Source organism: Acidithiobacillus sulfurivorans (assembly GCF_018853815.1).
GTDB lineage: Bacteria > Pseudomonadota > Gammaproteobacteria > Acidithiobacillales > Acidithiobacillaceae > Acidithiobacillus > Acidithiobacillus sulfurivorans.
Map to the genome: position 1 here is coordinate 17,869 of NZ_JAAOMP010000145.1, position 14,423 is coordinate 32,291.

Below are 14,423 nucleotides of genomic sequence, written 5' to 3' on the forward strand. Positions count from 1 at the left end.
AGTATCCCAACAGCCATACAGCACAGAATGCCGTCGCAGCAGCTCCGTAAGCGATCCCTAAAAAACGGTTCGTTCAGGAAGCTACGGATAAGACGCATGGTGCGGATACCTTGTTCTTGCGGATGTTGTTTGATGCGTGAAGCATCTTAAAGACTATAGATGCATCACGCTAGCCATACGATCAGAAAGTTCTCTTGATTTAAAGTAAAACAGGCTGGGTATTGGCCGGATCGCTGAGGCTCTCGTCCCCGTTTTCGATATGCCCTGCCAGTTGCCACTGGTGTTGAGGTGTAGAGACCATCAGATCATACCAGTGGTGACTGGGTTGCAGGTTCCAGTGCAGTTCCTGGGTTTGTCCTGCCGCCAACTGGATTTTTCGAGTGCTCTGTCCATACACCGGGTCCGTCACGTCAATGGGCAGGGTATCGGCACCGGCGTTATACAATAGCACCTGGATATCCCCAGTCCTGGTTCCCTGAGTATCAATGTGCAAAGTGGAAGGACCCGTACCCGTAATTTTGCGTATATAGCTGTCCGGTCCATAAACTGTGAGCGCGAGCTTCTGATCCTTGGGCAGCATCATCTCGTCTTTCAGCTTGGCTCCGGCTCCCAGGGTGTAATGGTGAGGAAGTTGATGACTGTGATCCCAGTAGGCGGTGCAGACGACGCCCAACTCAGAAGGGTTATGCAGGTGCAGATGGACTCCCTGATGCGTCGCTTCCAGCCGCACTGCCGTGGCGTAAGCGAGGGGCCGCCGCTTGCGCAGGCCACTTTCCTGAGGATCTATAGTAACGGCCTGTTCTGTGGGCACTTGCGGAGCTGGCAAGGTGGATTCGTGATGGACCGTCGCTACATAATTGGCGGTACTGGGCAGCGATACCTTGCGCTCATCGGGGCGCGAGAAATCGAAAGCAGCAGTCAGATCACCACAAATGGCACGTCGCCAGGGGGTGATGTTAGGTTCACTGACGCCGAAGCGTTTTTCGATAAAGCGGATGACGGAAGTATGGTCGAAGACTTCCGAACATACATAGCCGCCCTTGCTCCAGGGCGAGATAGTGATCATCGGCGCACGTGGTCCCAGGCCATAGGGCAGTTGGTCGGCGCTATAAAGCGTGGGCCAGTCCGGGTTGATCCGATTGTGGACTTCGCCTTCGGTGCTCACCGTACTTTTGCCGGGCCGCACCGGAGTGGGAGGCTGAGGTGGCGGAACATGGTCGAAAAAGCCATCATTTTCATCATAATCCAGAAGCAGCACAGTCTTACCCCAAACCTCCGGATTGCTGGTCAGGGCATCCAGCACCCGGGCAATGTAAATGGCGCCATAGGCAGGTGGATAGGAGGGGTGTTCGGAATAACCGGCCGGCACTACAATCCAGGAAACCTGCGGCAGACGATTACGCAGCACATCTTCACGCAATGCCGCCACTCCGCCCGGTCGTCGTGCGCGTTGGGCCAGCGGTGAACTGTCGGGAATGTCCGTAAACGCCTGGAAATAAAGCAGGGCATTTTCCCCGAAATTCCCCGTCATCGGGTTATGATCCTCTTCGTGCAGTCCTTCCTGATAGACGCGCCAGGAAATACCTGCCTTTTGCAGGCGCTCCGCGTACGTCGTCCAGGTAAAGGGCTTGACGCCTTTGGTCCAGAGATGGGTGTCATCATCAATATAGGGGCCGCCGTGCTGGCCTTCGGGATCAATGGAGCCGGTAAACAGCATACAGCGATTGGGACAGGTAGGCCCGGCAAGAGAGGTAAAATAATGGTCACAAATGGTAAAATGATCGGCCAGTGCATAATGAAAAGGAAGATCCTGGCGTTGAAAATAGCCCATGGTCATGTCGGTCTTGTTGAGCGGCCAGGCATTCATCAGTCCCCCCGCAATAGCTCCGTGCTGGGACGCCCAGCTATGATCCAGGTCCTGAAGGAATTGCGCAGAAGTTTTGTGGGTATTGAAATGAAAAGGCAAGATCGGCCGGGTCGGGTCGTCCATGCGTCCCTGAAACCAGACGGGTTTACCGTCGGGTAACTTCAGCGGAAAGCGGTCATTATAACCGCGCACCCCACTCAGATGCCCAAAGTAATGATCAAAAGAACGGTTTTCTTGCATGAAAATCACAATATGTTCCACATCTTCCAGAGTTCCGGAACGCCCCAGGGCGGGCAGCATGGCAGCACGGGCTACCGAACTGCCCAGAAAAGCCGTCAGCGTGGCACCGGCCCCCAGGCTTTTTAAAAAATCGCGACGTCTCATGTATTTTTCTCCTCAAGATGTTGAAGGGCAGCGGCCGCAGGCGGATAGTGCTCCGCCAGGGCGCGTCGGAGATACTGTTCGGCCTGATGGGCGTCTTTTTTGACCCCGTATCCGTGCCAGTAAGCAATGCCGAGATCATAGGCGGCGGCCCCCACCTGTTCGACGTCCAGCTGTTTCAGCAGCGCAAGGCTGCGTCCTTCATACCAGGCAGCCTTACTCAGACTTTTCGGCATGAGTTTACCCGCTGCATAGGTTTTGCCTAACCAGAAATCGGCATTGACCACCTGCGGCACCATCAGACCCTGACGAAACCAGAAGGCTGCCTGTTGGGGGTTGCAGGTCACGCCCCAGCCATTGAGATAGGCATTGGCTACCTGGCGCTGGGCAAAGCGATCCCCCGCTTCGGCGGCCTGCAGATACCAGTGGAAAGCGGTTTGGGGGTTTGCGGAAACGCCCAAACCTGCCTGATACAAATGACCCAGTGTGTCAGCAGCCCAGAAATCGTCCTTGTCAGCCGCTGCTTTTTTGAGCAGCGGCACCGCCTGAGCGTAAGCATCCTGATTCAGCAGATGGATGATGGGTGCATCCGCCTTACGGATGGCCCGGGCATGGGACAGGTAGGCATCAGCAACGGAGCCGGGGTTGGCGGGGTTGCTGATGACAATGGGTGATGTGCTGCCCTGAGCAAAGGCTTGAGTAAAAGGAAAAAGCATCAACATGATGCCGATTGCCGAAAACTTGAAATTTTTGATTGACATCGCGATTCTCAAAACAAGTAATGGATGAATCATACCAGATTAATGTGACAGTATTGTGAAGGTTTTATGACAGAAATATGATATTCTTTGGTCTAGATTTTGCTTAGAATACGTATTGATAAAACCGTATGACCAGTGTTCTTTATGCAACGGTCTATAACGAAAAGCGGAATGCTCACAGAAGCCAGGTAAACCCTGTTTTTTCATCTATTCTTTAAGGTTCTGTCATAAAAGTGTCATATTGGCGTGTTATGGTGAACGCTTTATAACGACTTTGATGGCGAGATGATGAGTAACCTGCTCAGTGCAATAGATAACGAACAGAAAGTCACCAGGCGGCATCGGCGGATTCTCTGGGCCTCCGGACTCGGCATTTTTCTGGATGGTTATGATTTGAGTATCATGGCTATTGTACTGATTCTGCTCAAACCACAGTGGCATCTGGGTCCCACTCTGCTAGGGCTCTTGGGCACTGCGGCGTTGGTGGGCGCGCTGATTGGTGGGCTTTTTGGCGGAATTATTGCGGATCGTTATGGCCGCAAGACCGTTTATTTAATTGATATTGCAGCATTTTTCTTTGCAGCATTGCTTTCCGGATTTGCCTGGGACATCACCTCTCTGGTTATTTTGCGTTTTATTTTGGGGCTTGGAGTAGGCGCAGATTATCCCTTGAGTTCCACTTACATTGCTGAATTCATGCCCAAAAACAAGCGCGGGTCGGCCATGACCTGGATTTTTGGGCTATGGATGGGGGGCGCGTTGCTATCCAGTCTGGTAGGGCTGGCATTGCTGCATACTGGCCCGGATGCCTGGCGCTGGATGCTGGCGTCCGGCGCAGTGCCGGCGGTATTGGTACTCTGGTTGCGGCGGAGCTTGCCGGAGTCGCCGCGCTGGTATATTTATCGCGGTCGCCTGCAAGAGGCCGCACAGGTTTTACGCTGGCTGGTGCCGGATGTGGATGCCCATGAACGGGAACGTCTGGTCCAGGAAACGGCTTCCAGCATGCAGGCCAGCCGTCATGTGTCGTGGACCTTGCTTTTCAGTAAACCGTATTTGCGGCGCACCATTTACGCCTGTGTGCCCTGGTTCATGATGGATGTCATGGGCTATGCCCTGGGTATTTTTCTGCCCTTTATGCTCATGCATATGGGACTGAAAACGCCGGAACAGGCCATCATCGGGAACAGTTTTTTTACAGCCAGCTTTGTGCTGGGATGGATTCCTCTGGCCCTTATGATTGATCGGATTGGACGGCGGCGTGCCCAGATTTGGGGTTTTCTGGGGGACGCCATCAGTCTGGGCCTGGTCGGGCTTTTTGCCCTCTCCGGTGAGCCGCCTTTTATTATTGTCGCGGCAGGATTGATCATCTGGCAAATCGCCAACAGTTTTGGACCGGGCAATACCACCTGGATTATCCCTACCGAACTGTATCCTACCGAATTACGAGCCACTGGACACGGTTTTGCTACCGCCTTCAGTCGCTTTGGTGGGGTGGTCAGTGTGTTTTTCCTGCCCACGCTCCAGGCCGAATTGGGTAATGGCGGATTATTGTTGGTGCTGGCGGGAGCAGGATTGATTGGTGCTCTCACTACCTGGTGGCTGGGTTCGGAGATGGCAGGCCAGGCTCTGCCGGAAATGCTGGAGCCCGGCAGTCAGCGTGCCGCCTGATGGTCTAGCGCCAAAGGTCCTGAATCCAGAGTCAGGGGATCAGCGAAGTGCCAGCATCAATCACATCACCGGTCGCTGAAGCGGTATCGGATACGGCGGCGCAGCCCGCCAAAGAAATCAGCAGGCACAATAAGCACAGTAAGCGTGACCAATAAATCATGACTGTTTTATTCCTCAACATTGCTGGCCGTTCCCCGTGCAGCGCTGATGTGAGCAAAACCATCTTTCTGACACAGATCGGGTAACTCCAGCAAAATTTCGCGAACCAGTTCCGGCCCCCTAAAAACCAGGCCCGTATAAATTTGCAGCAAACTGGCCCCCGCCCGGATTTTTTCATAGGCGTCTGCCGCACAGGATATACCACCAACCCCAATAATGGGTACCTTGCCCGCGCAGTCCCGATACAGTTGGGCTATGACCGCATTGGCGCGCAGCCGGAGGGGTGCACCACTCAGTCCCCCCGCCTCGACATATTCGGGATGCCCGGCAGGGCGATCAATGGTGGTGTTGGTAGCAATGAAACCATCCACCAGCGGCTGGTCTCCTTTGGCGAGCTGGGCCATGGCGCTAATCTCCTCGGGATTCAGATCCGGAGCGATTTTCAGGAGCAGGGGCAGGGCTGGACGCTGATGTTCGGCGGCCAGACGTTGATTGGCCGCAGCGACCGAAGCCAGCAATTCCGGAAGGGCATCGGCACTTTGCAACAGTCGTAGTCCCGGCGTATTGGGAGAGCTGACATTCACCGTCAAGTAATCTCCATGGGGAAAAAGTACTTCCAGGGCGCTGACATAGTCCTCCGCCGCGCGCTCCAGCGGCGTATCCTTGTTTTTGCCAAGATTAACCCCGATGGGAACGCGATGGGGATGGGGGAGGGCGCGCAGACGTTTAGATACCGCAGTGGCCCCCTCTCCAGGAAAGCCCATGCGGTTGATGACTGCCTGGGAAGACGGATAACGAAACACCCGGGGGCGAGGATTGCCGAATTGGGCGCGTGGCGTGACCGTACCAATTTCAAGAAATCCGAAACCTAAGGCCGGCAAGGCCGCAGTAGCGCGGGCATCCTTGTCATAACCGGCGGCCAGACCCACGGGGTTGCGAAAATTCAGTCCCCACAAGGTTTGCTGCAGAGCGGAGTTCTCCACCGCAAAATATTCGGCTACCCGTTCCAGACTGCGGGGCATATGGCCCAGGGTTTCCAGCGCCGTGATGCTGAGTTGATGGGCTTGTTCAGCCTCCAGCCCAAACAGTAATGGCCGCAGCAGCGGATAAATCATGCCCAGTCCTTGGGAGTCAGAAAGTCTTCCTTCAGGCGGGCCTCAGGACTATCTGTTGGTGCTTGCCAGTCATAATGCCAGGCGGCGAGGGGGGGCAGGGACATGAGAATGCTCTCGGTGCGCCCGCCGGATTGCAGGCCAAACAAGGTGCCTCGGTCATACACCAGATTGAATTCCACATAACGACCCCGGCGTATTAGCTGAAAATCGCGTTCGCGCTCGCCAAAAGGGGTGTTGCGGCGCCGTTCGGCAATGGGCAGATAGCTCTCCAGAAAACTGTTGGCCACATCTTCCCAGAATGCTTGCAAGGTGTCCGCATCCCCACTGAGATCATCAAAAAAAATGCCACCGACGCCACGCATTTCCTGGCGATGTTTGATGGTGAAATATTCATCACACCAAGTCTTGAAACGGGGATAAAAATCGGGGCCATGTCGATCGCAGGCGGCCTTGAGGGTTTGATGAAAATGCCGGGCGTCTTCCACAAAACCATAACTCGGGGTGAGATCAGCCCCGCCACCAAACCACCACACGGAACCTGCCGCAAAAAACCGGTAGTTCATGTGGACAATGGGCACATAAGGATTGCGCGGGTGCAGAACCAGCGAAACCCCCACTGCCGTGAAAGGTTGCCCCGCCAGTTCTGGGCGCTGCGCGGTGGCCGAGGGGGGCAGTTTATCGCCATGCACCTTCGAGAAGTTGACCCCACCCTTTTCCAGCAGATCACCCCCACTGATGACCCGGGTACGCCCTCCGCCACCACCGGCCCTTTCCCAGAGATCCTCGCGAAAGCTGGCGTAACCATCAGCCTTTTCAAGAGCCGTACAAATGCGGTCCTGAAGCTGGAGGAGAAACTGTTCGACGGCTTGAGTGGGAGGCTGCTGCACGGTTTTATCTCCTATGCTGGCGGGGAATTATGCCACCGGAAGGCCCGTTTCGCCAGGTAAACTGTGGGATCCTATGGTGTTGATCTGTTCCTGCTTGGGGTCCCAGAGACCATCTGATCACGCAGCGCGCTTTCCAGTAAGCTGCTCACTGACCGGGCAAAGTAGTCCTCGTATCCGGGCATCCCAAAGATCTTTTCATGTTTGGACCGTTCTACAAATCGGCTCATTTGTTGGCGAAACGCATGGCTGGCCGCTATTTCAGGGATCTGTGAAATAGCATGATCCAACAATCTTGGAAATTCCTGAATGCCGTAATCAGCCACCTTTTTCCAGACCATCTCCATATCGACTTCGGCACCTTGTCCTGTCAGCCAGGCGATGTCCCAAATATCCCGATAGCGAATTCTCGCGGCGGTGTCGGCGATCCCATATTCATCTATTTTTGCGATAGAGGTTGGCAGTGCGACTAACTTGTCGGCCAAAATCTCATGAATGGATTCAGCAACGACTAACGTCGGACTCACCCCATCCAAAACAGAATAATTCATCCTTAATGGCACCACTTCTCTGGTGTAGGCCGGGATATTGGCGATTTCCAGTTTGATTTTCTGTCGCGGCAAATCAGGGCGTCCCGGGTGCGTTTCTACAGACACCGTCTGGACGTTTTGTCCTTGCTTTGCCGTACGCGGTTCACGAACGGTAACATCCAGACCAAACCGGTCACCCACTCGCTGCGTCACACAAGCCTTGATCTTGCTCACGCTGTCAGAGGTAAAAGCCTTTCCTCCTGCGAAATCGAGATCCTCACTAAACCGATCTGAACCACGGCAAAGGCGCAAGGACGTACCCCCCTGGAAAACCAGATTTTTCAGTAGCCCCTCAGAATCGAGCGCGTTAAATATCTCGTAATGCAATAGTTCTTTTTCGACAACCGGACGCATGGCATCCAGCCCCCGTCCGGCCATGGCCATATCGACATACCTGCTGAACTCTTTGTGCTTCATTCCATATCATCCCATTCTTCCGGGTCAATCATGTCGATATTTCTACCAACCCGATACAAATCCTGAACGGCAGCCCGCTTTTTTGCGATTCGCAAAGGGCGATCTTCTGCCACAATGGTGCGATCCAGAACTTCCGGGATACTGCGTTTCGTGTGCGTAAACTCAATGGTTCCAAACGGCGTTTTATGCAAACCACTTGCGCCTGTCGTCATGACGGTCAGGTGGCTTATAGGGACCTGGGAAATGATCCCATACTCAGAGAGCATGCTTTCCAATGAAACATAACTGAGCTGCCCTGGTCGTAAAGCCCGTGCCACCGACTCAATGATCCGCCCCCCGTTCCGCATCAACGCAGGCGCGTACACATAGATCCCCCGGGCCGCCTTGATGAGCAATTGATTCTTGACCATGCGCTGCAAGGACTTTTCCATACCCTTGTCCGTTTCTTCTGGAAACATCTTTTCCATATCTCTTCGCGTGAACACAAAGAGATTACGGCGTTCCATATCGGATAAAGTGTGCATTAACTCCATCTGGTTCATTGGTCAGTAAAAACCCCCTTTATATGTAGGGTTTCAGTTTACATAGTAGAGGTAGGCACCGCAACCAGTTAATCTTTCGTTTCATTGACCCAGGTGCGCTGTTGATATGATGACCTCCTCTGAAGCAGAGCTTTTTGACCAACTCGTTGCCAATCATGGCGTCGAAAAATGGCCCATCTTTTAGGTATGTACAGCGCATGCTGCAGCATCCTCACTTCTGCCGAAAAACCGATTAACTCCTTAAAATCTGACCGGTACGGGCATCGACAATCCGGCTCGGGCGGCGCTGGCCACCCAGTCGGGCATGCAGTACCGGAAGACGGCTGCCAAAATAGCGCCGGATGGTCCGCAAGTCACGGGCGGGTTGCTGACCAGCGCGATTGGCACTGGTTGAGACAATAGCGCTGCCAAAAGCCCGGGTCAGAGCACGGACACCAGGATGGTTGCTGACCCGAACGGCCACACTGGGGTGCCGTCCACGAATCCAGACGGGAACCTGCTGACGGGCGGGCAGCACCAGGGTGGTCCCCGGCCAGTATTGTTCGAGCAGTTCCGGACTAATGCCCTGATCCGACCAGAAGGCAGCAGTTTCGGAGCGACGTCCGGCAATGAGCAGAACACCCTTGTGTTGTGGACGCTTTTTCAAATGCAGAATGCGGCGCAGCGCCTGTCGTTGCCGAGGGTCACAACCCAACCCCCAGACCCCTTCCGTGGGGTAGGCAATGACTCCACCCCGGCGCAGGTGCGCAACCAGCTGGCGTAATTCCTGACGACGCGGAGTATGCCCTGGCATACGTTTCAGAGCTGCCTAGTCACGGCGTAAACCCAAATGACCAATATCCTGACGGAACTGCGCCCCGGACCAGTGGATTTTAGCGACTACCGAATAAGCACGATGCTGGGCAATGGCCAGACTATCGCCCAGCGCTGTAACACCCAGCACCCGCCCACCGGCCGTAGCCACATGACCATCCACACTTTTGGTGCCCGCATGAAACACCTTGACGGTATCCGTTTCGGCCGCACCCAGTCCGGCAATGGCATCCCCCGTGCGCGGATGCTCGGGATAACCCTCTGCAGCCATCACCACGCACAATGCACTGCGGCTGTCCCATTCCAGTTCAGCGGGTAATCTCTCACCCAGGGCAGCCAGCAGCAGGACCGTATAAAGATCCGAGCGCAGGCGCATCATCAGCGGCTGGGTTTCAGGATCGCCCAGGCGGCAATTGAATTCCAGCAACTTCGGACCATCCCGGCCAATCATCAAACCGGCATACAAAAAGCCGCAATACGGCGTGCCGTCGGCCATCAGACCCTGCGCTGCAGGGCGCATGATTTCCCGCAGCACCCGCTCACTCATGGCTATGTCCAGCACCGGGGCAGGGGAGTAGGCCCCCATCCCACCCGTATTGGGTCCCTGGTCATCATCCAGCAGCCGCTTATGATCTTGAGAACCTGCCAGAGGCAGCACCTGACCATCGACAATAATGGCAATAAAGCTGGCTTCCTCACCTTCCAGGAATTCTTCAATGATGATGGGGCCCCACTGCAGAAACTGCCGTGCTGCGGTTTCTGCTTCCTGCAAGGTAATGGCTACCACCACGCCTTTGCCTGCAGCCAGACCATCGGCCTTGACCACCACCGGCAGCGGATGCCCATGCAGGTATTCCAGAGCATGGGCAGTGTCGGTAAAACGCTCATAACGGGCGGTCGGCAGCCCGTGGCGCATCATGAAAGCCTTGGCATGGGCCTTGCTGCCCTCCAGCATGGCACCCGCCTGATCAGGACCAAAAACCGGAATTCCGGCGCGGCGTAGGGCATCTCCCACCCCTGCCACCAGTGGCGCTTCCGGTCCAATCACCACCAATTGAATATCCAGAGTATGCGCCTCAGCCACCACCGCCTGAGGATTGTTGGGATTCAACTTCAGGTTGAACAGCTTCTCTTCACCGGCCGTACCAGGGTTACCGGGCGCGCAATAGACGGTCTCGACCCGTTCTGATTGGGCCAGTTTCCAGGCGATGGCATGTTCACGGCCGCCGCCCCCCAAAACCAAAACCTTCGCACCCATAAATATCCCTCTTAACCGTGGCGGAAGTGGCGGACGCCGGTAAACACCATGGCAATCCCATGCGCATTGGCGCTGGCGATAACTTCTTCATCGCGAATGGAGCCGCCGGGCTGGATAATGGCTTTCACTCCGGCAGCGGCGGCCGCATCGACCCCATCCCGGAACGGGAAAAAGGCATCGGAAGCCAGTGCCGCGCCGTGCAAATCAAAACCCAGATCCAATGCCTTGGCAGCCCCGCAGCGGGCCGCATCGACCCGACTCATCTGCCCCGCGCCAATGCCCACGGTCTGCCCTTCACGACCATAAACAATGGCATTGGACCGTACATATTTGCCGACCCGCCAGACAAAGGCGAGGTCACGTTGCTCCTGACTGCTGGGGGCCCGCGCGCTGACCACCTGCCAGTCGTCTGCCATTTCCATGGCCTGATCAAATTCCTGCACCAGCAGACCGCCACGCACCCGCTTGTATTCCCAGCCCGGACGCTGCCAGGCGTGACCATCTTCAAAAGCCAGCGCCCGCAGGTTTTTCTTTTGGGCCAGAATCAGGCGGGCATCGGGCAAAATGGCCGGAGCCAGTACCATCTCGACAAACTGACTACTGATCAGTTCAGCAGTTTGGGCATCCAGCGGGACATTAAAGGCAATGATGCTGCCAAAGGCCGAAACCGGGTCGCCCGCCCAGGCGCGCTGAAAGGCGCTAAGCAAATCCTGACCCAAAGCCACTCCACAGGGATTTCCATGTTTGACCACGCAACAGGCCGGTTCTTGGAATTCCATGACCAGAGCGACAGCCGCATCCCCATCGCCAATGTTATTGTAGGAAAGCGCCTTGCCCTGCAACTGATGGGCATCCGCCAGCCCCCCGCCACTGCCATCGCGGTAAAAAGCCGCTGCCTGATGAGGGTTTTCGCCATAGCGTAATTCCTGCACCTTCTCGAACTGCAGGGAAAGGGTCTGGGGGAACTGACTGTGCTGGCCTTCCACATTGCGGCTGGACAAATAATTGGCAATAGCCCCATCGTACTGGGCGGTATGGGCAAAAACCTTGGTCGCGAGATGAAAACGGGTAGCCGCCCCCACACCACCGTGGCTTTGCTCCATTTCCTGCAAGATGCGGGAATAGTCATCAGGGTCAACGAGAACTGTTACCCCTTCCCAGTTTTTGGCCCCCGCCCGGAGCATGGTCGGCCCGCCTATATCAATGTTCTCAACAGCATCTTCCAGAGCGCAGTCGGAGCGCGCCACAGTCTCGGCAAACGGATATAAATTGACGCAAAGCAAATCAATAGGGAGGATGTCCTGCTCCGCTATTTGCCGATCGTGGTCAGCATTACCGCGACGGGCCAGCAGGCCGCCATGAATTTTGGGGTGCAGGGTTTTGAGGCGGCCCTCCAGCATTTCCGGAAAGCCGGTGTAATCACCCACTTCCTGAACGGCAATGCCGTCGGCCATCAATACCTTGGCGGTTCCACCCGTAGACAGAATTTCCACCCCAAAGTCGCGCAGCCGCCGTGCAAACTCCACCACCCCACGTTTGTCAGAAACGCTGATGAGCGCCCGTGTTATTTCACCCATAAAGCCATGCCACCTTTGCCAGCCTAAAATTAAAAAAGGTACGATCAGGAGACCTGTCGTACCCAAACCTCCTGATGGAGGGAGCGTTCTTACTCGCATAACGCAAACTGCGTCAAACGGAATAGGACTATTGTAGAAGAGCCGCGCGGGGGATGCAAGCTGCTGCAACGGTTGAGCAGCCACCATCGGACAAACCCCTCTAACGTACATTGCGACTCGCGCCACCCCAGAGAATGAAAGAGAATGGGAGCGGGTGGTGGCGGGTGGTGGCGGATTGAGATCGCGAAAAATTTTGGTGACTTGATCCCGTCTCTAACGTGACCCGCCGGGCCGACTCGTACCCCGTTGCCTCCCTGAGAGCGTACATTAAAAGGACCGTCTGTGGCTTGCTGCAGGCAGGTTGATTCGGCACCGGCATCCGTCGCCTCCCACTTTTTTCAGTATAAAGCGAGAGGAAAACCGATGGAACTGAAACCCATTTTTCAACGTGTGATCGGCCTGGATATTCATCAGGCACAAGTCACGGCCTGTGCCATCATAGGCAACCCGGATGGCACTGTGGAGGTAGAGCGTCGTCAGTTTGGCGGCTTCAAGAAAGACCGCCGGGCCTTGGCGGATTGGTGTGCAACCTGGCAGCCGGATGAAGTGGTCATGGAGAGTACAGGGATTTACTGGAAAAGCCCTTATGCGGCCTTGGAGCAGGTCGGCATTCGTGCCCAGGTCGTCAATGCCCGTCACGTCAAACAGGTGCCAGGGCGCAAAACCGATGTCGGCGATGCGGAATGGCTGGCCATGTTGGCGCGCGCCATGATCAAGGCGCTGATTCAGGGGGCCACGCCCCAGGAGGTGCTGTTCCCTGGCGAGCCATCGCCTCAAGGCCAGCCGGGAGGAGATTCTGGATGCGTTGCAGGGCGATTTGAGTGCCTGCCATCGTTTTGTTCTGGACGAAATGATGCACCATATCGAAGCCCTGGAAGCACAGATCGCGCGCTTCGGAGACTACTTGCTGGCTGGTTTGGCGCCGCAACAAAATGCTCTGGCCTTGCTGCAGACCTTGCCGGGGGTGGATACCATAGGTGCTGCCTTATTGCTGGTAGAAATCGGGGACGACATGAAGGTCTTCGGGAGTGCCGATCGCCTGGCGTCGTGGACAGGTCTGTGCCCAGGCAACAATGAATCGGCCGGCAAGCGCAAAAGTGGTCGCACCCGGAAAGGAAATTCTTATGTGCGGCGCGTCTTGTGCGAATGCGCCCATGCCGCCAGTCGCACCCAATGCGCCCTGCGCTCCAAATTCCAGAACATGGTCGTGCGCCGAGGTTATAAACGATCCATTATCGCCTTGGCCCACAAAATGCTGCGCATCATCTACTTCATGCTCTCTCGCGGCACATATTACCGGGACGCCGCCACCGATTATGAAGCCTTGAGCGTACAACGTAATGCCGCACGCTGGATGAAAAAGCTGATCAAGTTCGGATTCCTGCCCGATCCGGCATAACCGCTTTAAGATCCCGTAAAATGGTCCTCACAGGCCAGGGGCTTCTGTGCCCGTAACCCCGTCTCTTTCACATTAAAAAGGGATCAGTGCGTATTATACACTGATCCGGATTTTGGCCTCTCAGGATTTGCGGAGCGGGCAGGTCCTGATGCTACTACCATGCGCGGGTCGCTAAGTATTATTTTAGTCCATCAGATTTGTCTTGGCTCTTTGTTGCTTTTGACAACATACCGGACAGTTGGTACTTTATGTTTTCATTATCTAACAGAGGAGAATGGTCATGACTACACTTACACTTACTCCGCCTTCGGAAGCCACCAGCGAGCTGGCAGAACTCTATGCGGCCATTGAGAAATCTTTCGGAGGCGTCCCGGAAGGTCTGCAATTATTTGGTGTCAGCCCCAAATTGCTGGCCATTCAAATGCAGTTGTTGGGATATTTCGGACAGCATCCACGCCTTTCGGGTAACTTTCTGGCATTGCTGCGTTATATTCTTTCAGAAGATGGACACTGCCAGTTTTGCATTGGTTTCAATCAGTCGCTGCTGGTCAATGCAGGAATCCAGATAGAGGCTATACAGAAAGCCGTCGAGAATCCCCGTAACGGACCCTTGGCGGAGCGTGAAAACCTGTTGCTGGATTATGTGGTCCGTGCGGTGCGGAATCCCCATGGCGTTAAAGATGCTGAGGTCGACCAACTGCGCCAGGAAGGCTGGACGGATCAGGATATTTTCGACGCTGTTGCCCACGGTGCCCAGCATACTGCCGTAGATATCCTCTTTGAAACGTTTCGGGTGGCGCCTTTATAGACTCCTGAAAAAATCCTTTGCTGGCAGGAGTTAGTGCTTATGTAAATGATGCATGTCCGGCACGTGAGGGTGGCTGTGGGTGAGG

Annotated in this window: 12 protein-coding genes and 1 pseudogene; 3 read left to right on the plus strand and 10 right to left on the minus strand. The window is 55.3% G+C overall.

The window, feature by feature from the left end:
- Positions 1 to 199 precede the first annotated feature (199 nt).
- A complete protein-coding gene (locus tag HAP95_RS13335) occupies positions 200 to 2,251 on the minus strand; it encodes a phosphocholine-specific phospholipase C (RefSeq protein WP_215884647.1) in 2,052 nt (683 codons plus the stop codon).
- The gene (locus tag HAP95_RS13340; protein ID WP_215884648.1) at positions 2,248 to 3,009 is read right to left on the minus strand and encodes a tetratricopeptide repeat protein; all 762 of its coding nucleotides are present in this window, start codon (positions 3,007 to 3,009) and stop codon (positions 2,248 to 2,250) included. The genes HAP95_RS13335 and HAP95_RS13340 overlap by 4 nt, the downstream gene beginning before the upstream one ends.
- 288 nt (positions 3,010 to 3,297) lie before the next feature.
- Between HAP95_RS13340 and HAP95_RS13345 the strand changes: the two genes are divergently transcribed.
- Positions 3,298 to 4,677 (plus strand): MFS transporter, encoded by a 1,380-nt coding sequence (locus HAP95_RS13345; RefSeq protein WP_215884649.1) that lies wholly within the window; start codon positions 3,298 to 3,300, stop codon positions 4,675 to 4,677.
- 31 nt (positions 4,678 to 4,708) lie between these two features.
- Here the strand turns inward: HAP95_RS13345 and HAP95_RS17325 are convergent, their stop codons facing one another.
- The 8 genes from HAP95_RS17325 to purH form a co-directional block, all read right to left on the minus strand.
- Positions 4,709 to 4,837 carry a hypothetical protein gene (locus tag HAP95_RS17325; RefSeq protein WP_264318854.1) on the minus strand — a complete coding sequence of 43 codons (129 nt, stop codon included), beginning with the start codon at positions 4,835 to 4,837 and terminating at the stop codon, positions 4,709 to 4,711.
- A 7-nt stretch (positions 4,838 to 4,844) separates the two neighbouring features.
- The gene (locus HAP95_RS13350; RefSeq protein WP_215884650.1) at positions 4,845 to 5,951 is read right to left on the minus strand and encodes a quinone-dependent dihydroorotate dehydrogenase; all 1,107 of its coding nucleotides are present in this window, start codon (positions 5,949 to 5,951) and stop codon (positions 4,845 to 4,847) included.
- A complete protein-coding gene (gene hemF / locus HAP95_RS13355) occupies positions 5,948 to 6,838 on the minus strand; it encodes an oxygen-dependent coproporphyrinogen oxidase (RefSeq protein ID WP_215884651.1) in 891 nt (296 codons plus the stop codon). The genes HAP95_RS13350 and hemF overlap by 4 nt, the downstream gene beginning before the upstream one ends.
- Positions 6,839 to 6,909: 71 nt before the next feature.
- Positions 6,910 to 7,779, minus strand: coding sequence for a nucleotidyl transferase AbiEii/AbiGii toxin family protein (locus tag HAP95_RS13360; protein ID WP_215884652.1), 870 nt, complete (start codon positions 7,777 to 7,779; stop codon positions 6,910 to 6,912).
- A 59-nt stretch (positions 7,780 to 7,838) separates the two neighbouring features.
- Entirely contained in the window at positions 7,839 to 8,384 is a 546-nt protein-coding gene (gene abiEi, locus HAP95_RS13365) for a type IV toxin-antitoxin system AbiEi family antitoxin (protein WP_215884653.1), read from the minus strand.
- 232 nt (positions 8,385 to 8,616) lie between these two features.
- Positions 8,617 to 9,177 (minus strand): L-threonylcarbamoyladenylate synthase type 1 TsaC, encoded by a 561-nt coding sequence (gene tsaC / locus HAP95_RS13370; RefSeq protein ID WP_215884654.1) that lies wholly within the window; start codon positions 9,175 to 9,177, stop codon positions 8,617 to 8,619.
- A gap of 15 nt (positions 9,178 to 9,192) precedes the next feature.
- Positions 9,193 to 10,455: a phosphoribosylamine--glycine ligase gene (gene purD / locus HAP95_RS13375; protein ID WP_215884655.1), complete on the minus strand. Its 1,263-nt coding sequence runs from the start codon at positions 10,453 to 10,455 to the stop codon at positions 9,193 to 9,195.
- 11 nt (positions 10,456 to 10,466) lie between these two features.
- Positions 10,467 to 12,032 carry a bifunctional phosphoribosylaminoimidazolecarboxamide formyltransferase/IMP cyclohydrolase gene (purH, locus tag HAP95_RS13380; RefSeq protein ID WP_215884656.1) on the minus strand — a complete coding sequence of 522 codons (1,566 nt, stop codon included), beginning with the start codon at positions 12,030 to 12,032 and terminating at the stop codon, positions 10,467 to 10,469.
- Positions 12,033 to 12,494: 462 nt separating this feature from the next.
- On the opposite strand from purH, the pseudogene HAP95_RS13385 reads away from it, so the two are divergent.
- Both HAP95_RS13385 and HAP95_RS13390 read left to right on the plus strand, forming a co-directional pair.
- A pseudogene (locus tag HAP95_RS13385) lies at positions 12,495 to 13,530 on the plus strand (IS110 family RNA-guided transposase).
- A gap of 280 nt (positions 13,531 to 13,810) precedes the next feature.
- Positions 13,811 to 14,338: a carboxymuconolactone decarboxylase family protein gene (locus HAP95_RS13390; protein ID WP_215884657.1), complete on the plus strand. Its 528-nt coding sequence runs from the start codon at positions 13,811 to 13,813 to the stop codon at positions 14,336 to 14,338.
- Positions 14,339 to 14,423: the final 85 nt, after the last annotated feature.